The following is a 20,203-nucleotide window of genomic DNA, read 5'->3' on the forward strand; positions in this document are numbered from 1 at the left end:
AACAGCGGCGGATCGAGTCCGTGACGGCAACACACTCCGAGCGCGCCCGCCACCGACGGCAAACGCGGCGACCCACGATGGCCGGCGTTCGCCACCCGCCACGGCTTCGACGTCGACCACCGCGTCCAATGAGGTCGAGGCGCTGGAACCCTCCGAGCTGCGCCGCCTGGTCCTGGCCGCCGTCGAACCGTGGATCGACCGCGAGGTCCTGGCAACCAGCGCGCGCCACCGGTCCCGCGCGGACCGGTCGCCATCGATCCACCGCGCCGGCGACGGGGTGTCGAGCCGGAAGTCGGCCATGAAATGGCCGATGTCGACGTAGTAGGCGTAGTCACCTCCCCGGGTGAGCTCACCCAGGCGGGAGATCGACGCCGTGATCTTCTCGCGGGCACCCTCGACGGCGTGGTGGAAACACAGGGCGAGTTCGAGCGTGGTCGCGACCGAGGCCAGGCCGGCAACGCCGATCTCGGCGCGCAGTACGAGGGCGCGGTCCTCGATGTCGGCGGCGGTAACGGCGTCGCGGACGAGTTCGGCGATCCGGGTCTGGCACGAGGTGGGCATCGGCGGCCCCGACGACACCGAACTCAAGACCCGGATCACCGGCCTCGAACAGCAGGTGGTCGATCTGGAGCTCAAACTCCAGGACCAGGGCGACGAGCCGGCCGCCGCCCGCGCGACCAACCGCGAGCTCATGGCCCAGGTCAACCGCGACCCGTCCCGCCCGGACTGAAAGCACAGGTCAGGCACCTCGGACGCCGCGCGGTGTTTCGCGCCAATCTCCCGGACACGCCCACACGGCGGCCACGCCGGGTGGGAAAACCGGATCCGGCCGCGCGATGCGGTGCCCTGCGCGCGTCGGTGACCGGGGCATTCACGCTCCGGCCAAGTCCCGTCGGGAAACGGCCCGATGTGCCGGGCCATGCCGACGGGCACGTCGGTTGACCTTCGATTGCCCGCTTTTCTGCCATCCGCACGGAGCACCTGATTCATGGGGGTCCACGCCTGTTCTCCTTGACGTCCGCTTCGCCGGCCCCGGAGGATCGGTGATCGATTGGGTGCGAGGAGTGATCACGATGCCGAAGCACACCGAATCGGCCACCGTTGTCCCGAACGAAACGGGTTCCTCATGCGGCACCTTCCCGGGTCGCCACGTCGAAAGGCCCCCTCGTGCCCGAGCAGTTGGTGGATACGTTCTTCACGATCGCCGCAGGACCACACGGCGAGCAGACCGGGTTCGTGGTCCAGGGGAACCGCGTCGCCCGTTACGGGTGGGCGAGCGGCCGGGTGCTCGACCGCACGTACGTCACGCTCGGGCGGAAGTGGCCGAACCTGCCGGAGGCCTTCCAAGCGGGCCTGGACGCCGCCTTGACCACGCCCGCGGACGACCCGTGGACACTGGTCTTCCGCGGGCCGCAGTGCCTGCGGTTGCACCCCCTGCTCGGGACGGTCGCCGAGGTCGGCACGATCGCCGCCCGATTCCCGGGGCTGCCCGCGGAGTTCGCCTCCGGCGTCGACGCGGCCCTGCCCGGGACCGGCGCCAACCAGGTCTTCCTCTTCCGCGGCGGTCGGTGTGTCCTCTACGACACGCGGATCCCAGCCGTGGTCGAGACGAAGTCGCTCGCCGACATGTGGCCCGGGCTGCAGAGCAAGGCACCCGCGTTCGCGAACGGGATCAGCGCGGCCACCCTCGATCCGGGCAAGGGCGAGTTCCACTTCTTCCGCGGCACGCAATTCACCAAGGGCGTCCTCGCCACCCGCACCATCACGCTGAACGCGACCACGATCGACGACACCTCCTGGCCCGGTCTGGTCGGCGCCCTGTCGGCCGGCTTCCTCTACGTAGGCGGGGGCTGGCGGGTGACGAGGATCTTCGATCTGGACACCCGCCGGGTCGTCGAGGAACTCCCGATCGATACCTACAACCAGATGGAGCGAACCGTCGCCACGGGGCCGGACGGCAGGTACCTGTACCTCTCCAGCTCCTATCAATCGAAGACGTGCGTGGACACGACCACCAGGACGGGCGTCGCGCAGATCCCGAACGAGTGGGGCCTGAACGGCGGGATGGCATTCAGCCCCGACGGAAACCGACTCCATCTCGTGTATTTCGTCCGCGGCAACGGTGACGCACACCTGGACACCTACCGCGCCGGTTCGTTCGAACGCCTCGGTCGGATCCCCCTGCAACTCGACGGAACCACGCCGCCCACCGGCCACTGGCCGAGCCCGGTCGTCGCCGCGTCCGACGACAGGACCGTCTTCATCGGCCGCGGGAGTATCGTTTTCGAGGTCGACGTCCACAGCCAGAAGGTTCGCCAGGGGTTCCACCCCAACCACGGCGAAATCATGGACCTCGCACTCTCCCCGGACGACCGGACCCTGACCATCGCCAACGGCACGAACGGCACGTTCGCGCTCGACACCTACACCGGCCAGGTCGTCCGGAACCGGATACTCCCGGACTGTATGCGCTTGGAATCAACCCCGAACAGAACCGAGCTGTACTGCATCCCCTCCACACATCCCGCGAGCCTGCCGATCGCCGACCCCACCAGTCATCGGGAGCTCCACGAGATTCGGTTCCCCGGCTCCGCTTCTCCGAGCGAGGCGGTATTCAGCCCCAGCGGCGAGTTCGCGTACGTCGAGTCCGTGTCCGGGGAGGACACCAAGAGCCTGGCGGTCATCGACGTGGCCGCGCACCGGATGGTCGACTTCTTCCCCATGCCGGGCATCGTACGAGTCACGGCCATCGCCTACTCCCCCTACTGACGCTCCGGGACATCGGCGAGGCGGTCGTCGAGTCCGCTGACCCGGTCGCCCGTCGGCCGAGGCCCATCCGCCGACCCAGGGCCGCCGCGCGTCGTCGGTTCGGCTCGACCGCCACACTCGCCGAGGTCCACGCCGCGCGAGCCGCGTCGGTCAACGCGGACGCCGCCGATCGTGAAAGGACGACGGCCGAGCGGTTGCGGCGTTCGTGCGCGGGGCGTCACCCGGGGCGGGCCCGGTCGTCGGGCCCGGCGTGGTGGTCCGGCGTGTCCCCGTCGCCGGGATGTCGCCGCGCCGGTCGGTTCATCCCCCGAGGCCGACCGGGCGGGTCGCGGACGGGCGCCGGGCGGCACGACACCGGCGCCCGCCCCGCGACCGGCGGGCGGGCGGCGGGCGCCTTTCGGGTGGACCCGCGCACGCGAACGATAACCGCGCGAACCTGAGCGGCGCGAACCTGATCGACGTGCGCCCGCCCCAGCGGGCTTGACGCACCACTACGGTGACCGCGTTCGACGGCCGGCCGGAGGACGTCGGGCCGGGGGTGTGGGTGACGACGACCAGGAGCAGGCGGGCGAAGCCGCCCGCCGAACGAATCGCGGCGTCGGACGCGTCGGGCAGCACGGCCGTGAGGGCGGCGGGCCGGGCCGGCCGGTGGGTGGGTGGGTGGATTGGGGTTGCTCACGATGAACCCCATATACAGTCTGCGCATCCGCGAGGGTGCACATCCGCCCCGACCGGCCCGAACACCGCCGTGGGCCCCGTCGTTTCCCAGTGCGACGGGGCAGGCCACGGGCAATCGGTCGGCCGGGCCGGCAGTCGGGGTGCGCCGTGGATGCGTGTCTATTGGCAGGTCACCGAGCCGCCGGGGCCGATGAACGCCACGGTGGTCGGCCCGTCGGAGTCGGCGCACACGGAACCGCCGACCTTGTCGTCGTTGTACGTCATGACGCCCACGTATCCGTCGTCTTCGGCGAGGGCGCTGCCACCGGCGGTGGTCAGGAGGCAGGTCAGGGCCGGGGCGGGGCGATCAGGGCGTTCGGATACGCATCGACTCTCCCGAATGATTACGCAGAGTGGTTTTCGGGGTTCATATTGTCACTGTGCGGTGTCGTCGTGTGTCGGCCGTCGCCCGTGTCGCCGCACCGGCCGGATGCGCGTCCCGGGTGTGAGGCCGCGTACCGCCGGGGGCGCACACCCGCCCCCGACCGGCCCGGACGCGGCCGTGGGCCCGTCGTTTCCCGGGACGACGGGGCAGGCGACACCCCGGGCGACGGGCGATCGGTCGGCCCAGCCGGCGGACGGGGTGCGTGGCGAACATAGGGCCGACGTGTGGGTCGTGTCGGATCCGCGTCCGGTTCACGAGGGGTCCGGGTTCTCGCCGGGAACGGATCCCTGGGCGGCTGACGTCCGTCACGCCTCGATCGTCGACCTCCGCGTCGGACTCGGGGTGTGTTCGACGAGGCCGGCGGTGATTCAGGTCCGCCTTCGTGTGGTCGTCGACGAGGAACCCGGGCCTCGGGCCACCACTCCCGGTGATGACAGCGGCGAGCCTGCGCACACCCGGCGTGTTCTTCCGGCCGCTTTCGACCCTTTGCTATAACCATGTGGTTGGTCGGTGGTCCCACCGGCCCATCACGCATGGTTCGCTTCGCGCGCCGGATCCCCCGCGAGGCGCGCCAGCAACGCGAAGGAGGAGTGATGTCGGTCGACTTCACTCGCGACATCGACGCCGTCACCTTCTGCAACGGCAGCTTCTGGTTCTTCAAGGGCGACGAATGCGTCAGCATCGACGGGAGCAGCGACAAGGTCGACAAGGGCCCCATGGAGATCATCGCCGCCGGGGCCTTCCCTGCCCTTAAAAGTCCCGGTTGCGCGCAGTTCGCGGACACGCCGGACGCCGTCGTGGCCCCCACCGGGGGAGGCGGGTTCTGGTTCTTCAAGGGTGACCAGTGCGTCAAGGTGAACGGCGCAGGCGACGAGATCGTCTACGGTCCGTTCGGGATCACCGCACCGGACGCGTTCCCCCACCTCCCCGGCCGCTGACGCCCCGCACCGGACAACGGTCGGTCCGGGCGAAACGCGCGTTCCCGCGCCCGCGGGAACGCGCCGACGCGAACGACACGGCACCGGCTTCGACCCGCGTGCCACGCTCGCGAACGACCGCCCCGCCGACTCCGACCCCCCGGCCCCCGCGAGCCCTCCGCCGGCGGGGGCCGAGGCGCGTGTGCCCGACACGGGCCCGGCACCGCCGAGTGGAGCACCGGGCCACCGCCGGAGGGGCGGACGACCGCTCGACATCGCGGGGGGAGTACCCGATGCCGAGCGGTCGACCGGACGGTCGACCGGGCCCTCGCGCGGGCCGGGGGAACCCGCCTTACGGGTGATCCCGCCCGGTGGACCGGGCGCGTCGCACGCCCCGTGACGCCGCGACAACAACGATGACGACACCACCGCTTCCCCATTCCGCAAGGAGACGTCCATGCGCGTTCGCACCGCCGTCGCGGCCCTGTCGCTCGCCGCCGTCGGCATCCTCGCAGCCGCCGGCATCGCACACGCCGACGACGACTGGCACGTGCAGGTCACCAGGCCCGCCCCGCTGGGCACCGGGGACTGGTCGAACACCGGCTCCGTCGACGTCTCGCCCGACGACTCCCGCGGCCTGTGCCTGAGCGACCTCTACTGCTGACGGACCCCCGGGGGCGACGACCGCGTCGGGCCCGACGGCCGGCGCCGGCGCGTGTGCCTGCCCCCGGACCGCCGGGGTGGGGGCATCGAGGGGTCGTTTCGGGGGTCGTTCCTCTTTCGAGTGAATCGCCGGGCGCGGTTGTGCGGATTGGTTCCGGGCGCGGGTACCTCGGTCGGCGGGAGTGACGCGGTACCGGATCGATTCGGGTTCCGGCGCTCCCGGACGTGTCCCCTTGTGTGAACCCCGGATGGGAGTCCCCCTCATGCGCATGCTCCTCCGCCCGCGCGTGGCCCTCGTGGTCACCGCCGGCGCCCTCGCCCTGTCCTTCGTCGCCGCCTCGACCGCCACCGCCGCCCCCGGGGCCGTGATCATGGACAACGGCACCCAGTCCAGGGAGGTCCGGGACCCGAAGGCCGTCCAGTGCCACCCCGGCCTCGGCCCCGGCACCGCGATCACCAACCTGACCGCCGGCACCATCCTGCTCTTCCCCGACGGCAAGTGTGCGACGAAGGTCCTCAACCCCCTGGGACCGGGCGAGTTCCGACCGGACGAGAACGTCGGCAGCTTCCAGGCCCTCGACTGACCCCACCCCCCGTCGCCCCCCGGGGCATCGCAGCCCGGTTCCGCCACCCGGCCGCGATGCCCCGGGGGCGATCGCAGTCGCGACGTCCACCGATCAGGGGACGGGCCGCCTGCGGTGCGGGTGCCGGCTTCACATCACGATCCACGGAGCCGGGTGACGAGGCCCGCGCAGTCTCCACCGTCGCCGTGACGGCCCGTCCCGGCTCGGTCGATACCGGGGTGCCGTCCGTCCGGTCCGCCCGGGTTCGGTCGTCAGGTGCGGCCGCGGCCGGTGGTGTTCTCCCACACGTAGGTCCCGGCGACGATGTTCCGCAGCCCGGCCACGTGGCGTCGGAGGTCCGACGTCGGCGCGGCCGGCGGCGGGTTCGGGTCGACGGTGTGGCGTTCCAGGTGTTCGAACCGCTCGTATCGCTCGCGCAGCATGCCCGCGAGCCGCCGCAGCGCCGCGTGGCGGGTGAGGCCCCGGGTGGTTTCCAGGACCAGCAGCAGGTTGTTCCGGAGGTCGCCGCGTGCCTTCTCGCGGTCCGCCGACACCACGTCGTTGTCGATCGCGACGATCTCGGCGGCGATCAGCCGCAGTTCGGAAAGGCCCGGCATGTGCGCGACCAGGTCGTCCACCTCGTAGCCCTCGACCCGCTCCGCGAGGTCGCAGACCACCAGGGTGGAGGTCGTGCTCACCCGCCGGTGCAGACAACTCGTCGGATCCGGCATCGAACCGCGGCAACGGTCGACCACCTCGGCGAACTGCCCGGCGAGGTAGTCCTTCCAGTTCCGTGCCGCCCGCAGGCGCCAGGCAGGGGACATGCCCGCGACACTACGGCGGAACAGGTCCGCGAAGGCGCGCACCACCGGGGGTTGCCCCGGGCCGGCCACGGGCAGCGGCCGGTCCACGTTCGCGGTCATCTCGCCCAGGAGCCGACCCGCCCCGACCGGATCGCGACCCAACTCGCCGTCGAACAGGTCGTCGAACGGCGCGAAGTACCAGCCCATCAGGTCACAGGCCAGGTCCAGCCCCTCCGCCGTCGCGTCGGGGAAGCACATCGCGGCGAGCTCGCCGATCCTCCAGTCCCGCAACTGCCGCGCGTTCGCCCGCGGATCCTCGACCAGAGCGAACCGGTACATCCACTCGGCCGTGTGCCCATGCGCCCGCTCCAGGTGCGGACTCGTCCGCACCGGCCACGGACACACCAGGTCCGGATCCGCAACCGGACGGCCGGCACCGGCCGGCCGGGCCGCCGAGGTACCCGGACCCACCGGACCCCACGTCCTCCCCGGCCCCGCGGGCCCGGCCGACCGACCGAGAACGAATCCCGCCGCCGAGGTCCTCGAACCCCGCGGGTCGGCGGCCGACCCCGGATACTCCTCACCACTCATGCACGGGACAACGCCCCACCGGCGACGAACGACACGACCCACCCCGCGCGAAGCCCCCACACGCATCAGCCCGGGCCTCGGCCGCGCCTGCGGCCCGCCGCCGCGCGGCACCCGGCCAGCCCATGGACGCGAACCCGACCGGTGCGTGCGCGTCGCTCCCGAGCCGGAACGCGCCGCGGGCCGAGCCGGGCGTCGGCGTGCGCAATCCGAGTGATCATCCGGCGAGTTGGTCGCGTTCGGCGCGGCCGGCCCGGTACGGATGACGCCGTGCCGCGGAACGCGGCCCGTCCCCGGAGAGAGGCTCTTCCCGTGAAACTCGTGCGTTGTCTCGCCGTCGGCGGCCCGGCCGTGTCCGCTCCCGCCGCCTCGGCAGCCGACGTCCCGACGTACACCTGCGCCTTCAAGATCAATCTCGAGGACCACCAGTCCGTCCCCGCCGCCGACAAGGCGCGCGGCTACAAACTCGCGCGCGCCGAGGGCTGCGACGACATCCCGAACCAGGCCGAGGGAGGCGAGAACGGCACCTTCGACCTGGGCCTGTCCACCAAAGGACACACCACCCGGCCGTTCAGGCTCAGGAACCGGGACAAGACCGTGCTGTGCGACGTACCCATGTACACCAACATCCTGGGCGAGAAGGTCTACGGCAACACCACCCAGGACCGCGGCACCGTGCGCACGACGGCGTTCTGCAAGCTCGTGTGAACACACCCACCACCCGCACCGCACGGCCCACCAGACAACGATCAGCCAGGTCCAGCGGTCCGCCGCTTCGGCCTCTCGCAGTCTCGGAGCGGTCCAGCCGAGTGTCTGCTTGATCATTCTGAAGAAGTGCTCGATGTCGAACCGCCGCAGGAAGGCTTGCCGGGCCAGGTCGGTCTCCGCAGGGCCGGCTTCGGGTCGGGACCACCACAGCCACAGAGGCTTGGGGTCGCCGCCGCTGGGCAGGCGGTCGACCCGGAGGCGGATCACGGTGCCCTCGATGACGGGGAGTTTGCCGGGGTGCTCCCGCCAGGCGGCGCGTTGTTGGAGTTCGGGGTGGAGGCGGTCCCGGCTCCGGGCGTGGGCGGTGCCGTAGCGGGTGGTCTCGGTTTTGGTCTCCGCGTCCGGGGCGCCCCAGGTCCTGTTGTCCTTGAAGATGAACTCGCTGCCGTGCTTGGGCGGTCGGCCCTCGGCGGGGTTGGCCGCGGCGAACTCCGCGCGGGTCGGTGCCGGGCGGCGCATCACCCGGTCCGAGCGCAGGTGTCCCAGGATTTCATCGGGCAGGTCGCGCAGGAGGTGGGACAGGCGCATCACGTCGTAGCCCGCGTCGGCCACGATCCACACCGCGGGGTCCCCCGGATGCCACTGGCCCACAGCGATCAGGCGCTCGACCGGGTCCCGCAGCTGCGAGGCGGTCACCGCGGCGAGGTCGTCGCCGGGCCGAAGCCGGACGGCATCCAGCGGGGCGACCCACGAGGTCCGGCCCGATTCCAGGGCGACGACCCACGGGTAGGGCCGGCCGGGGATCATCAGGTGCTTGCTCTCGCCGCAGCCGTAGACACCTCAGAGGACGTCTCGCTCGCCTGAGTGATAGTTCAGGGATTGTGCCAGGTTATGGTGCTTTCGCCGGTTGCTCGCTTCGCGAGATTGGAAATCATGGCGAGGCGGATCATGCTCTCGGAGTGCTCGGGCCTGGTCTCGTAGTCGCGGGCCAGTCGGCGGTGCATCATGATCCAGCCGAAGCTGCGCTCGACCACCCACCTCCGCGGAACGACCGAGAAGCCCTTGACCTGTGTGTTTCTCGGTACGACGTCGACGTCGATGCCAAGCTCCGCTCCGTGTTCGACGGCCTGGGTCTTGTAGCCGGTGTCGACCCAGGCCTTGGTGATCGTGGGGTGGGTGGTGGCGAGTTGTGTGAGGAGTTGTTTTCCGGCGTCGTTGTCCGAGACGCCGGCGGCGGTGACCGTGACGAGGAGAAGAAGGCCGAGGGTGTCGACGACGATGCTGCGCTTGCGGCCGACGATCTTCTTCGCCGCGTCGATGCCCTGGGTTGCGGTGGGCACACTGGGAGCGGTCTTGATGCTCTGCGCGTCGATCACGCAGGCGGTCGGCTCGGCCGACCGGCCTTCCTTCTCACGGACCAGGTGGTGGAGTCGGACGCCGAGCCGCTCGATCGTGCCGTCGGCCGTCCAGGCGCTGAAGTGGGCGAACACGGTGGTGTGCGGCGGGAAGCCGTGCGGAAGGTAGCGCCAGGCGATCCCGGTCCGGTTCACGTACAGGATCGCGTTCATGACCTCCCGCAGGTCGGAGACCCTGCCGCCGAGGCCGAGCGAGGTCTTCTGCCGTTCGGTCCGCCACGCGGTCAGGACCGGCTCCACCAGTGCCCAGCGGGCGTCGGACAGATCACTCGGATAGGCTTTGCGCTGCGGCGAGTTCTTCACAACTCCACTGGTACATAAGGGAGTTGGAGTCTGCCATCGCTCGTCCGGGTGAACCGCCACGGACAATTCGCGACCTTTTCGAACCGGACGGGAGCTTTCGGTGCGAGACGGGATGGATCGCAGCGGTAATGGCGCCCGAGTAGCTGCGCGAGGCCCGCAAGGCCGGCAGCAGCGGGGAGGAGGTGGTTGAGCGGGTCCACCGCGACCAGACGCAGGCCCGCGACATCCGCCGCAGTCTCGCGGAGCAGGTCCAGGGTGAGGTCGGTGCCGTCGTCCAGGAGCAGTCCCCCGGCGGCCAGACGTGTCGATGCCGCGTCGGCGGCGTGGCGTTCGATGTCGGTGAGGGTGCCCGCGCGCAGGCGTCGGTGGTCGACTCCGGCGGCGGCCGCCGTCAGGCGGGCGGCGATGTCGGCGCGGGGGCGGCCGGGCGTGCACGACAGCACCGCGTTCGGCGCGTCGGGGTCGTCGGCCGGGGCCAGGGTCGCGGACAACACCGTGCCCGCCGCAAGCAGGCCCGCGCCGGCGCCGGGCGCACCGACCACCACCAGGCGGCCGGGCAACGCGCCACCACCCAAGGCCTCGTCCAGGGCGGCGGGGCCGAACGAGACCGCGCGGCGGCGGGCGGTGGTCGCCTCGCCCAAGGCGGTCGCGAACGCCGCGACGCGCCGCCCGGTCTTCGGGGTCGTGGACGGCGCCGGCGCAACGACATCGGCGTCCCGGTGCGTGATTGCGGCGGCCGGCACGGCCTGGACGGTGGCGGCCGCGCGGGTACTCGCGGGGGTAGCGGTGGGGGCGGGTGCCGCGGAGAGGTGGGTGATCTGGGCATAGACGGTGCGGTAGCGCAGCACCAGCTGCGGCGTGCCAGCGGCGGCGCGAACCAGGTTGCCCAGGTGCTGCCGGGCCGCGGTCATCGTGAACACCGGCAACTCCCCCTGCGCGGCGATCACATCCGGCGTCGGTGGCGCCAGCACGGCCCGCACACCGTGCGGAGCGTGGACCACGATCCGCGCGCCGGCGACGGCATCGGCCACCACCTGGGCCCACTTCCGACGGACCTCCTCCACACCCACTGCCACGTCGGGACCTGATGCCCCGCTCTCGTCGCTCATCCGCCCGACCTCTCGCACGATGACATCGACCGGATCGGATGTGCCCTCGCGCGTGGGCCCGGGCGCTCGTCGGCACCTCCGGCCGCTCCACGATCCGCTGCTTCACGTCGTCGATGCCGACCCATTGTCGGTTGGCCGTCTGCCGGGGAGGTGTGACCGCCTCCTCGGTGGCGACGAAGCCCGACAGAACACACGTCACGCGCACGCCCCGTCGACCGACTTCCGTGGCCGGCTCGCGGCTGCACGCATCCAGCGCTGCCCGCGCTGCGGCGCACGGCGCTTCGGCGGGCCGAGGAAACCGTCCGGCGATCGAGGCGACGTGTCCCCGAGGGCATCGACCGGAGTCCGTCGCGCCGGTACCTCAGGAGTTTGTCGAGGGCGGGGTGTATCCACGGGTTTGTACAAAGTCGTGGGTGAGTCGGGTGAAAACGCGGGCGGCGGCGCTGCGGTAGGTGCCGTCGCGGTGCAGCAGGGCGACGGTGCGGGCGGGCAGCGGCGGTTCGAGGGGGACCGGGGTCAGGCGGGGGTGGTCGTGGGTGATCGCGTCGGGCAGCACGGTGGCCAGCGCGGTGCGCTGGACGATTTCGGTGAGGGCCTGGATGGAGTTGGCTTCGACGGTGATCCTGGGGCGCACGCGGTGACGCGTGAGGTAGGCGTCGATGTGGGCACGTGTGGCGAAATCTCGGCTGAGCAGCGCCAGTTGCCGCTGATCGAGGGTGCGGACCGGGGCCGGGGCCTGCTCTCGTGCCCCGGTGTGCGGGTCGCCGGTGACGAGGCTGAGTGTTTCGGTGAACAGCGGCGTGGCCGTGATGCCCGGCAGGTGGGTGCCCGTGAAGGCGATGCCGAGGTCGAGGTCGTCGGCCACGAGGGCGGACTCGATGCGGTCCTGGGCCGCCTCGGTCGCCGCGAGACTCAGGCCGGGGTGGCGGTTGTGGAACTCGGCGGCGAGAGGGCCGACGAGGTAGGCGGTGAAGGTGGGAGTGACGCCGAGGCGCAGGTGGCCGCGAGTGAGGTCCTGGACGTCGTGGACGGCGCGTTCGGCGGCGGCGAGGTCGCGGAGCGCGCGCCGGGCGTGGTCGGCGTAGACACGGCCGGCGTCGGTGAGTCGTACCGCGCGTCGCCGGCGGTCCAACAGCTGGACGCCCAGGGTGCGTTCGAGCTGTCTGATCTGCTGGGAGAGGGTGGGCTGTGAGATGTGCAGGTCTTCGGCTGCCCGGGTGAAGTTGCCGTGCTCGGCCACTGCGAGCAGGTAGCGCACATGACGCAGTTCGAGTGCCATGGACGAACTATAGATGAGGCCAATGGAAGCTGGTTCCAAGGCGTATTGGACGCTATGGGTTGAGGTTGTGCATGGTGGTTTCACCGGCCTGCGGGTCCGGTCGATCACCGGAAGGAAGTGCCGCCATGTCAGACCTTGCCGAGGGCGTCGCGCGTTTTCAGCGGGATGTCTTCCCGGCCAAGGCGGAGCTGTTCCGCCATCTGGCCTCGCACCACACGCCGCACACGCTGTTCATCGGCTGTTCCGACGCCCGCGTCGTCCCGGAGCTGATCACCGGCAGCGAGCCGGGCGAGCTGTTCGTCGTACGCACGGCAGGCAACCTCGTCCCCGCGTACGGCTCCGGCGACGCAGCGGTGGCAGCGAGCGTCGAGTACGCCGTCGCCGTGCTGGGGGTGTCCCGCATCGTGGTGTGCGGGCACTCGGCCTGCGGCGCGATGACCGCCCTCGCCCGGGGCGGCGTGGGCGCCACCCCGGCCGTCGCGCGCTGGCTGCGCCACGCGGACGCCGGGCGAGTCCGCTCCGCCGGCCCGGACGATGTGGCGGCGCTGGTACGCGACAACGTCGCCGCGCAGTCGGCGAACCTGGCCACTCATCCCTCGGTCGCCCGGTCCCTGGTGACGAACGCCCTCACGCTTCACGGCTGGGTCTACGACATCGGCACCGGCCGGGTCGACACAGTCGACGTGACGCGCGCCGCCTGAGCGGTGCCCGCATGCTGTCCGCCGGGACCGCGTCGGCGCCCCCACCCACCTCTTCGCCGTCCGCCGATTTTCGAGGGCGGCGCCCGGAGAACCCCGAGAAAGCACGAGATAGAAGGAGTGTCACCGATGATGCACGCCCAGTTCGACCCCGCCGCCCGTGAAGCGCTCGCCGCCGAAGCCGTCCTCGCCAAGACCCGCAAAGACCTGACATGGCAGCAGATCGCCGACGCGGCCGGCCTGTCCGTCGCCTTCGTCACCGCTGCCGTCCTGGGCCAACACGCTCTTCCGACCGACTCCGCCAAGGCCGTCGCCGAACTCCTCGGCCTCGACCAGGACGCCGAACTGCTGCTTCGGACCATCCCCACCCGCGGCTCGATCCCCGGCGGTATCCCCACCGACCCGACGATCTACCGCTTCCACGAGATGCTCCTGGTCTACGGCACCACCCTCAAGGCCCTGGTCCACGAGCAGTTCGGCGACGGCATCATCTCCGCGATCAACTTCAAGCTGGATGTGCGCAAGGTCGCCGACCCCGAAGGCGGCGAACGCGCCGTCATCACACTGGACGGCAAGTACCTGCCGACCAAGCCCTTCTGACCACCGACGGACACCCCCTTCCAGGACCTGGCGAGCGGGCCAAATCCGTGCCCCCTGCCGGCCCGCCCCGCCTCTCACCCCATATTGCGCGGACGACCGTTCTCCTAGAGTGGTGACCAGAGAACGATAAGTCCGGGCGGACTACGCGGAACTCGACGCCGCCGTCGCCCTCGGGCGCGGCTTCGCGGGGCGGTGTTCGGCGGGTACGCAGCGTCGGTATGGCGCCGGCGGGGCCTGTCCACGTCGAACGACCCTGCGGCCGCGATGCTCAGACGGAGCGGGGGCCGTCGGCTGCGGCGGCGTCGAGGAGGAGGCGGGCGGCCTCGCGGGCCTGGTGTGCGGGTTCGGGGCTGCCGAGGATCGCTGCCGTTGTCATGGCTCCTTCGGCCAGCAGGGCCAGGTGGTCGGCCAGCGGGGTCGGCGCGTCGGCGGCCGTCGCCAGGTCGGCGAGGTACCGGAAGAATTCCTCCTTGTGTGCCCGGGCGGCCTCGGCGACGGCGGATTCGGTAGCGCCGAGTTCCCCNAAGGAGTTGACGAAGGCGCAGCCGCGGAAATCGGGCTCGGCGAACCAGTCGTGGAGCCAGTCGAAGACCGCCAGGATCCGTTCTTGCGGGTGGTTGCGGGCGTCGACGTACGCGGCGAGGTTCCGGCGCCAGCGGACGTCGCGTCGCCGCAGGTATGCCCGCACCAGGTCCGCCTTGGAAGGGTGGAGCCCGTAGAGCCGCTTGAGGGAGACGCCGGACGCGGAGCGGATCTCGTCCATGCCAACGGCCTGGATGCCCCGGGCGTAGAACAGGGACTCGGCAGCGTCCAGGACCCGGAGCTCCGCGGTCTCGGAGTCGATCACTTCCCTCGCCTTCTCTCTACTTGCAGCGAGAACCATCGTTCTCCTATCATAGCAGCAAGATTGAGAACGATCGTTCTCCTCGGGGGAGGCCGACAGATCGCGAGCCTTGTCATGTTCGTCTCACCGACCATCGCACAACCGCCCCGGGCTCGGTGCCGATGTGCCGCCGCGGCACTGCCGGCGCAGGAGTGCCGGGTTCCCGGCGCCCGTCGTTTCGCCCGCGCTCTCCTGGCCTTCTGGGGTGTGGCCGGAGACGATCTGGACTCGGCCGTCCTCGTCGTCGGCGAACTGGCCGGCAACGCCGCCCGGCACGGCCGGGCCGACATGACCCTCGTCCTGGCGCTGACCGACTGGGTCCTGAGGATCGAGGTCACCGACCACGGCGAACCGGACGAGCGCCCACACCCCCCGTGTGCCGACGACGAACACGGCCGGGGCCTGGCCATCGTGGAACACCTCGCCGAAAGCCTCGAAACCCGGGAGGACCCGCGCCGCCGCACCACCCACGCGACCCTGCGCCTCGCGCAACTCCCACCCCGGGGCGACCCGCACCCGATCCCGTCGACCGAACATCGCGTTCGACGTGCTGCCGGAACGGGTCCGCGAGGCTTGGGTTCGCTGCTCGCAGACGGCGACTTCCGCATCGCCACACCCGTCCGCGACGACCGTGGGAGCGACGTCATGCATCCCGATCGCCGATTGGCACTGTTCGCGGGCCGGCGAATCGAGACCGTGCGCGGCTGACGGAATACGCCCGCCGAGCGGACGGGGTCACGCGGTAAATCGATCCGCTCGTTTCGGGAGCCGGATATCGGGCGGCACACATGCCCGCGCACCGGTCGGTGCGCGGGCTCCACCTCTCAGTCGGCACTCCGCAATCACCCGCCGCGGATCTGAGCGCGAGCCCCGGTCGTGGTAATGCACCCCAGGTTGCCGAGCCTGCCCTCCAGGCCCTTCCAACACCTGCCGCCAACGTCCGGGGTGCCGCCACCGTGGTACTCGCGTGTCTTGTCCTCGTGGAACGCGAATCCCCGGGCATCGGGCATTCCCAGGCGTTTCTTCTATGGCGGTCCCCCCACACCGTTGCGCAGCACCCGGGACAGGCCGAGTGCGGCCGTCCGTACAGCGGGCGCGAGGTGGGCCGGCCGGAACTGTTCCCGGGGAACGGCGACAGAGAGGGCCGCGACGGCAACGGCGCCGGCGAAGACGGGAGCGGCGATGCAGCTCACCCCCGGTGCCGCCTCCTGCTCCTCGTATGCCAGTCCGGATACGCGCGTCTGCTCGAGTGCTGTACGCAGGCGTGCCGTGTCGGTGATCGAATGGGGAGTGAGTTGCGGCAGCGGTCCCGCGAGTAGTTCTTCGGCGACTTCGGGCGCGGAGAAGGCCAGGAGTGCTTTACCGATTGCGGTGCAGGTCAAGGGGAGTCTGCCGCCGATTCGTGAGGGAAGGGCCAGCGAGTCGTGTCCGTGGATGCGTTCGAGGTAGACGACATCGGCGCCGTCCCTTACTCCGAAGTGCACGGTCTGGCGCGTGCTTTCGAAGAGGTCCTGGAGGAACGGAAGTGCGGCCTCACGCAGGTCCAGCCGCCGGGAGACGAGGGAGCCGAGTTCGAACAGCCGGTTGCCGAGCCGGTAGTACTCGCCGGTGCGCTCCAGAAACCCCAGCCGGACGAGGTTGCCCGCGAGACGGAAGACCGTGGTCTTGGGAAGGCCGGCCTTGGACGCCACTTCCGACAGACGGAATTCACCGCCCGACGGGCGGAAGACATCGAGGATCAGGGCGGCCTTGTCGAGCATGTTCCCGTCGGCGCTGTTCCGTGACATGGAACAGATCTTGGCACACGAAGCGGGAGTCACCTATACCTGAGCCACACCACAGCTCCCCCCATTTCGGAGGTCTTCCATGTCGATTGCCAACCTGCCTGGGCATTTGTCGTGAACAAGTTCGTTCACGACTCCCGCGCCGCCGTCCGGAAGGCTGCGGACCTCCTGGCGGATGCGGCCGCGAGTGGGGTTCCCTGTTCCCCTGTACGGAATCTGTTTTCGACGGGGGATGTCGAGATTGCGTATGCGGTGCAGCGGCTGAACACCGATCGCCGGGTCGCCGCGGGACATCGGCTGGTAGGGCGCAAGATCGGATTGACCTCCGCAGCCGTACAGCGCCAACTCGGTGTCGATCAGCCTGACTTCGGCACCCTGTTGTCCGACATGGCAGTGCCCGGGAACGGCCTCGTGCCCTTCGGCCGGCTGCTGCAGCCCAAAGTGGAGGCGGAGGTCGCGCTCGTCCTGAACGCCGGGCTGCCGAATGCCCGGTGCACGATCGAGGACGTAGTGGCAGCCACCGAGTTCGCGGTACCGGCGCTCGAAATCGTGGACAGCCGAATCACCGGCTGGGACATCACCCTCGTCGACACCGTCGCGGACAACGCGTCCTCCGGCCTCTACGTTCTCGGGGAGCGGGGTGTGCCCCTCGACGAGGTGGATCTGCGCACGGTCCGGATGAGCATGTCCCGCAACCTCGACGTGGTCTCCGGGGGCAGTGGCACCGACTGCTTCGGCAGCCCGCTGCACGCCGCCCTGTGGCTGGCCCGCACGCTGGCCGACCTGGGTGATCCGCTGAAGGCAGGGGACGTCGTTCTGACGGGCGCGCTGGGTCCGATGGCCGCCGCCGCACCGGGGGACGTCTTCGCTGCCTCGATCACCGGGCTGGGCGACGTATCCGTCCGGTTCGCCCCGGGAGCCACCGTCAAGGGAGAGACCAGTGAGTGACCGCGCCAAAGTAGCCGTCATCGGGTCGGGCAACATCGGTACCGATCTGATGATCAAGATTCTGCGACGGTCGGAACGCCTGGAAATCGCGGCGATGGTGGGCATCGACCCGGACTCCGACGGCCTGGCCCGGGCACGGCGTCTGAAGGTCGCCACCACGCACGAGGGTATCGACGGCCTCGTCGGAATGGACGAGTTCGCCGACGTGGAGTACGTCTTCGACGCGACATCCGCCGGTGCGCACCGGCGCCACGACGAGGTGCTCCGCGGCCTGGGACGGACGGTTGTCGACCTGACTCCGGCGGCAGTGGGTCCCTATGTGGTGCCGCCGGTCAACCTCGACCAGCACCTCGACGCGCCCAACGTCAACATGGTCACCTGCGGAGGCCAGGCCACGATTCCCATCGTGGCCGCAGTGGGCGCTGTCACGCCCGTGCACTACGGCGAGATCATCGCGTCCATCTCGTCACGCTCCGCCGGCCCCGGCACCCGGGCCAACATCGACGAGTTCACCGAAACCACGTCCGCTGCCATCGAGAAGGTCGGCGGCGCGTCGCGGGGCAAGGCGATCATCATCCTGAACCCGGCGGAGCCTCCGCTGATCATGCGTGACACGGTGCACTGCCTGGTCTCGGTCGCCGAGACAGAGGCCATCACGGCGTCGGTGGAAGCGATGGTCGGCCGGGTCCAGGCGTACGTGCCCGGCTACCGGCTCAAGCACAAGGTCCAGTTCGAGACCGTCACCAGCGACGATCCGGCGTGCACCCTGCTGCCCAGGGACGCGGCCGGCACCGCGACCAAGGTGTCCGTCTTCCTCGAGGTCGAGGGAGCGGCGCACTACCTGCCCGCCTATGCCGGGAACCTCGACATCATGACTTCCGCGGCACTGCGCACTGCCGAGCGCATCGCCGCCCACCGCGCCGAGAGGCCCACCCGATGACCAGTCTGTACATGCAGGACGTGACTCTTCGGGATGGCATGCATGCCGTCCGCCACCGGTACACCGTGGGACAGGCGCGGGCGATCGCCGGTGCGTTGGACGCGGCGGGCGTCGCAGCGATCGAGATCGCCCATGGTGACGGCCTGTCGGGCTCGTCCATCAACTATGGCGTCGGGGCGCACACCGACTGGGAGTGGATCGAGGCGGTCTGCGACGTCACCGTGCAGGCCGTCCCGACGACGCTGCTGCTGCCGGGCATCGGTACGACGCACGACCTGCGGCAGGCGCACCGACTGGGCATCCGTTCGGTGCGGGTTGCCACACACTGCACCGAGGCCGACATCTCCGCCCAGCACATCGCTGCCGCGCGGGAACTCGGCATGGACGTGGCGGGCTTTCTCATGATGTCCCACATGGCCGAACCCGCCGAACTCGCACGCCAAGCCAAGCTGATGGAGTCCTACGGCGCCAACTGCGTATACGTCACCGACTCCGGCGGCCGCCTGACCATGGACGCCGTCCGGGACCGCTTTCGCGCCTACCGCGACGTCCTGGCCCCCACCACCGAGATGGGCATCCACGCCCACCACAACCTCGCCCTCGGAGTCGCCAACAGCGTCGTCGCCGTCGAGAACGGCGCCGTCCGCGTCGATGCCTCCCTCGCCGGGCAGGGTGCCGGAGCAGGAAACTGCCCGCTGGAGGCATTCGTCGCGGTAGCCGACCTCCTGGGCTGGGACCACGCGTGCGACCTGTTCCCACTCATGGACGCCGCCGACGACCTCGTCCGGCCACTACAGGACCGGGAGGTTCGTGTGGACCGCGAGACCCTCAGCCTCGGCTACGCCGGCGTGTACTCCAGTTTCCTCCGCCATGCCGAGGCGGCCGCAGCACGCCACGGTCTCGACACACGAGCGATCCTGGTGGAGGTGGGCCGCCGCGGCATGGTCGGCGGCCAGGAGGACATGATCACCGACATCGCACTCGACCTTGCCGCTGAGGCCACCGGCTACCACCGGTAGTCCCACAAACCCGGCGGTGGGTCGATGGCAGGACGGGTCGGTCGTAGGGCGGTGGTAGGAGTCAACTGCCGTTGCGGAGGCCGAAGATGACTGCCGGCCGCCCGTTCCCCCGCCTGGAGCAGGCGTGGCCGCGCGAAGTGACGCCGCTCATGCGGCTTTTCGGTAGCGCGTTCGCCGACGTCGGCGGCGGTTGGCCGAGTCGGGTGCACCGGAGGGGCAGCCGTTCCTGATCAGCCGGAGGGGCAGGTACGACGTCGAGTTCGCCGTCTGCGCGGTTCGTCCGGGGCCGGTGCCGGCCAGCGGGAGTGACGCGCTGGCGCGGCGCGCCCGAGCCTTCGGCGAACGCGCCGCCGAAGAGAGGACTTCGTTCGGAGGGCGCGACGGATCCACCGGAGGCGTTCCCGACGCGATCGGGAGTCTTCAGCTCCTGCCCTGGCCAAGCGCCCGATTCATGTGGTCGATGGCCCCGAGGATGTGGTTTCGCGTCAGGGCACCGAGTCGTTCGGGGTCTCTTGCGGTCAAGGCGTCGACCATTTGCTGATGCTGGTGGACGCTCTCCGTGTGGGGTCTCCAGACCACCTGCGGGCCTCGGCTGGGCAGAACGTTCCAGGTCTGCCTGATCAGTGAAATCAAGTGATCGCAGTGGCTGCTGAGGAACAACTGCTCATGGAATTCCCGATTCGATCGGACCACCTCGGGATCATCCGGTTTCAAGCCCTTCATGTGCTCGTTCAGTTCCACCACCCTCGCGAGCTCTTCGTCGGTGATCCGCGCGCAGGCGAGTTCCGCCGCGTAGCCTTCGAGTGCGGCTCTGATGCCATAGATCTCGGCCTTGTTCTCCGCTGCCGGCTTGACCACGCTTGCCCCTCGATGGGCATGCACCACGAGCAGCCCCTCGGCCTCGAGCCGGCTCAGCGCCTCGCGGACCGGCGTCGCGCTCACCTCGAACCGTTCGGCCAGGTCGCGTTGCCGTAGCACATCGCCCGGCCGGATCTCGCCGGACCGCACGAGTTCACGGATGGAGTCGGCCACCAGGTCTGCCTTGGTCTTGTAGGTGAACAAGGAGGTCACCGCGCCTCTCGTCTCAGGTATTTGGTATATCATGCTTGACA

19 protein-coding genes and 1 pseudogene are annotated in these 20,203 nt (G+C 70.3%); 12 read left to right on the forward strand and 8 right to left on the reverse strand.

From position 1 onward, the window contains the following. Nucleotides 1-343 precede the first annotated feature (343 nt). The 5 genes from A3IC_RS69360 (at nucleotide 344) to A3IC_RS0142710 (ending at nucleotide 6,035) form a co-directional block, all read left to right on the forward strand. Nucleotides 344-730 (forward strand): hypothetical protein, encoded by a 387-nt coding sequence (locus A3IC_RS69360; RefSeq protein ID WP_158696329.1) that lies wholly within the window; start codon nucleotides 344-346, stop codon nucleotides 728-730. Nucleotides 731-1,167: 437 nt separating this feature from the next. Beyond that, on the forward strand, nucleotides 1,168-2,769 hold the full coding sequence (locus A3IC_RS59785) for a hypothetical protein (RefSeq protein ID WP_020556199.1): 1,602 nt from the start codon (nucleotides 1,168-1,170) through the stop codon (nucleotides 2,767-2,769). Nucleotides 2,770-4,464: 1,695 nt separating this feature from the next. Continuing rightward, on the forward strand, nucleotides 4,465-4,809 hold the full coding sequence (locus A3IC_RS0142700; protein WP_026219382.1) for a hypothetical protein: 345 nt from the start codon (nucleotides 4,465-4,467) through the stop codon (nucleotides 4,807-4,809). Nucleotides 4,810-5,245: 436 nt separating this feature from the next. Continuing rightward, the gene (locus A3IC_RS0142705; RefSeq protein ID WP_020556202.1) at nucleotides 5,246-5,452 is read left to right on the forward strand and encodes a hypothetical protein; all 207 of its coding nucleotides are present in this window, start codon (nucleotides 5,246-5,248) and stop codon (nucleotides 5,450-5,452) included. 262 nt (nucleotides 5,453-5,714) lie between these two features. Next, on the forward strand, nucleotides 5,715-6,035 hold the full coding sequence (locus A3IC_RS0142710) for a hypothetical protein (protein WP_020556203.1): 321 nt from the start codon (nucleotides 5,715-5,717) through the stop codon (nucleotides 6,033-6,035). Nucleotides 6,036-6,286: 251 nt separating this feature from the next. Here A3IC_RS0142710 and A3IC_RS71885 read toward each other — a convergent pair whose 3' ends face one another. After that, nucleotides 6,287-7,156: a terpene synthase family protein gene (locus tag A3IC_RS71885; protein WP_245599816.1), complete on the reverse strand. Its 870-nt coding sequence runs from the start codon at nucleotides 7,154-7,156 to the stop codon at nucleotides 6,287-6,289. A gap of 561 nt (nucleotides 7,157-7,717) precedes the next feature. Here A3IC_RS71885 and A3IC_RS71890 point away from each other — a divergent pair. Then, nucleotides 7,718-8,113 carry a hypothetical protein gene (locus A3IC_RS71890; protein ID WP_020556205.1) on the forward strand — a complete coding sequence of 132 codons (396 nt, stop codon included), beginning with the start codon at nucleotides 7,718-7,720 and terminating at the stop codon, nucleotides 8,111-8,113. Nucleotides 8,114-8,149: 36 nt separating this feature from the next. On the opposite strand, the pseudogene A3IC_RS71895 reads toward A3IC_RS71890, so the two are convergent. The 4 genes and pseudogenes from A3IC_RS71895 to cynR all read right to left on the reverse strand — a co-directional run. Then, nucleotides 8,150-8,947 (reverse strand): annotated as a pseudogene (locus tag A3IC_RS71895) (transposase); the annotation flags it as partial. A gap of 38 nt (nucleotides 8,948-8,985) precedes the next feature. Beyond that, the gene (locus tag A3IC_RS0142730; RefSeq protein WP_020556207.1) at nucleotides 8,986-9,831 is read right to left on the reverse strand and encodes an IS5 family transposase; all 846 of its coding nucleotides are present in this window, start codon (nucleotides 9,829-9,831) and stop codon (nucleotides 8,986-8,988) included. Beyond that, entirely contained in the window at nucleotides 9,828-10,940 is a 1,113-nt protein-coding gene (locus A3IC_RS0142735) for a DnaB-like helicase C-terminal domain-containing protein (RefSeq protein ID WP_245599817.1), read from the reverse strand. The genes A3IC_RS0142730 and A3IC_RS0142735 overlap by 4 nt, the downstream gene beginning before the upstream one ends. Before the next feature lie 361 nt (nucleotides 10,941-11,301). After that, nucleotides 11,302-12,219: a transcriptional regulator CynR gene (gene cynR, locus A3IC_RS0142740; protein WP_020556209.1), complete on the reverse strand. Its 918-nt coding sequence runs from the start codon at nucleotides 12,217-12,219 to the stop codon at nucleotides 11,302-11,304. Nucleotides 12,220-12,344: 125 nt separating this feature from the next. Here cynR and A3IC_RS0142745 point away from each other — a divergent pair, with 125 nt between their 5' ends. Together A3IC_RS0142745 and cynS are read left to right on the forward strand one after the other, a co-directional pair. Next, nucleotides 12,345-12,920, forward strand: a complete 576-nt coding sequence (locus A3IC_RS0142745; protein ID WP_020556210.1) for a carbonic anhydrase — start codon at nucleotides 12,345-12,347, stop codon at nucleotides 12,918-12,920. Between the two features lie 126 nt (nucleotides 12,921-13,046). Then, the gene (gene cynS, locus A3IC_RS0142750; RefSeq protein ID WP_026219384.1) at nucleotides 13,047-13,517 is read left to right on the forward strand and encodes a cyanase; all 471 of its coding nucleotides are present in this window, start codon (nucleotides 13,047-13,049) and stop codon (nucleotides 13,515-13,517) included. A 268-nt stretch (nucleotides 13,518-13,785) separates the two neighbouring features. On the opposite strand, the gene A3IC_RS0142755 is transcribed toward cynS, so the two are convergent. Then, nucleotides 13,786-14,364: a TetR/AcrR family transcriptional regulator gene (locus A3IC_RS0142755; RefSeq protein ID WP_020556212.1), complete on the reverse strand. Its 579-nt coding sequence runs from the start codon at nucleotides 14,362-14,364 to the stop codon at nucleotides 13,786-13,788. Nucleotides 14,365-14,475: 111 nt separating this feature from the next. Here A3IC_RS0142755 and A3IC_RS63990 point away from each other — a divergent pair, with 111 nt between their 5' ends. Beyond that, nucleotides 14,476-15,108, forward strand: a complete 633-nt coding sequence (locus tag A3IC_RS63990; RefSeq protein WP_020556213.1) for an ATP-binding protein — start codon at nucleotides 14,476-14,478, stop codon at nucleotides 15,106-15,108. A 317-nt stretch (nucleotides 15,109-15,425) separates the two neighbouring features. Here A3IC_RS63990 and A3IC_RS0142770 read toward each other — a convergent pair whose 3' ends face one another. Further along, nucleotides 15,426-16,160: an IclR family transcriptional regulator gene (locus tag A3IC_RS0142770; RefSeq protein WP_026219385.1), complete on the reverse strand. Its 735-nt coding sequence runs from the start codon at nucleotides 16,158-16,160 to the stop codon at nucleotides 15,426-15,428. 138 nt (nucleotides 16,161-16,298) lie between these two features. Here A3IC_RS0142770 and A3IC_RS59800 point away from each other — a divergent pair, with 138 nt between their 5' ends. Genes A3IC_RS59800 through dmpG form a run of 3 tightly spaced genes read left to right on the forward strand, consistent with a single transcriptional unit; the run spans nucleotide 16,299 to nucleotide 19,091 of the window. Further along, on the forward strand, nucleotides 16,299-17,132 hold the full coding sequence (locus A3IC_RS59800) for a 2-keto-4-pentenoate hydratase (protein ID WP_040878182.1): 834 nt from the start codon (nucleotides 16,299-16,301) through the stop codon (nucleotides 17,130-17,132). Continuing rightward, the gene (locus A3IC_RS0142780) at nucleotides 17,125-18,072 is read left to right on the forward strand and encodes an acetaldehyde dehydrogenase (acetylating) (RefSeq protein WP_020556217.1); all 948 of its coding nucleotides are present in this window, start codon (nucleotides 17,125-17,127) and stop codon (nucleotides 18,070-18,072) included. Before A3IC_RS59800 ends, A3IC_RS0142780 begins: the two co-directional genes overlap by 8 nt. After that, nucleotides 18,069-19,091: a 4-hydroxy-2-oxovalerate aldolase gene (dmpG, locus tag A3IC_RS0142785; protein WP_020556218.1), complete on the forward strand. Its 1,023-nt coding sequence runs from the start codon at nucleotides 18,069-18,071 to the stop codon at nucleotides 19,089-19,091. The genes A3IC_RS0142780 and dmpG overlap by 4 nt, the downstream gene beginning before the upstream one ends. A gap of 420 nt (nucleotides 19,092-19,511) precedes the next feature. Here dmpG and A3IC_RS0142790 read toward each other — a convergent pair whose 3' ends face one another. Further along, the gene (locus A3IC_RS0142790) at nucleotides 19,512-20,153 is read right to left on the reverse strand and encodes a GntR family transcriptional regulator (protein ID WP_158696330.1); all 642 of its coding nucleotides are present in this window, start codon (nucleotides 20,151-20,153) and stop codon (nucleotides 19,512-19,514) included. Between the last annotated feature and the right edge of the window lie 50 nt (nucleotides 20,154-20,203).

The sequence above is a fragment of the Embleya scabrispora DSM 41855 genome, from assembly GCF_000372745.1.
Lineage (GTDB): Bacteria > Actinomycetota > Actinomycetes > Streptomycetales > Streptomycetaceae > Embleya > Embleya scabrispora.

What these genes read in the sequence shown, in the direction of transcription:
- A3IC_RS0142700 (WP_026219382.1), top strand. Translation starts at nt 4,465, where the DNA reads ATGTCGGTCGACTTCACTCGCGACATCGACGCCGTCACCTTCTGCAAC.
- A3IC_RS0142705 (WP_020556202.1), top strand. Translation starts at nt 5,246, where the DNA reads ATGCGCGTTCGCACCGCCGTCGCGGCCCTGTCGCTCGCCGCCGTCGGC.
- A3IC_RS0142710 (WP_020556203.1), top strand. Translation starts at nt 5,715, where the DNA reads ATGCGCATGCTCCTCCGCCCGCGCGTGGCCCTCGTGGTCACCGCCGGC.
- A3IC_RS71885 (WP_245599816.1), bottom strand. Translation starts at nt 7,156, where the DNA reads ATGTACCGGTTCGCTCTGGTCGAGGATCCGCGGGCGAACGCGCGGCAG.
- A3IC_RS0142735 (WP_245599817.1), bottom strand. Translation starts at nt 10,940, where the DNA reads ATGAGCGACGAGAGCGGGGCATCAGGTCCCGACGTGGCAGTGGGTGTG.
- cynR (WP_020556209.1), bottom strand. Translation starts at nt 12,219, where the DNA reads ATGGCACTCGAACTGCGTCATGTGCGCTACCTGCTCGCAGTGGCCGAG.
- A3IC_RS0142745 (WP_020556210.1), top strand. Translation starts at nt 12,345, where the DNA reads ATGTCAGACCTTGCCGAGGGCGTCGCGCGTTTTCAGCGGGATGTCTTC.
- cynS (WP_026219384.1), top strand. Translation starts at nt 13,047, where the DNA reads ATGATGCACGCCCAGTTCGACCCCGCCGCCCGTGAAGCGCTCGCCGCC.
- A3IC_RS63990 (WP_020556213.1), top strand. Translation starts at nt 14,476, where the DNA reads ATGTTCGTCTCACCGACCATCGCACAACCGCCCCGGGCTCGGTGCCGA.
- A3IC_RS0142770 (WP_026219385.1), bottom strand. Translation starts at nt 16,160, where the DNA reads ATGCTCGACAAGGCCGCCCTGATCCTCGATGTCTTCCGCCCGTCGGGC.
- dmpG (WP_020556218.1), top strand. Translation starts at nt 18,069, where the DNA reads ATGACCAGTCTGTACATGCAGGACGTGACTCTTCGGGATGGCATGCAT.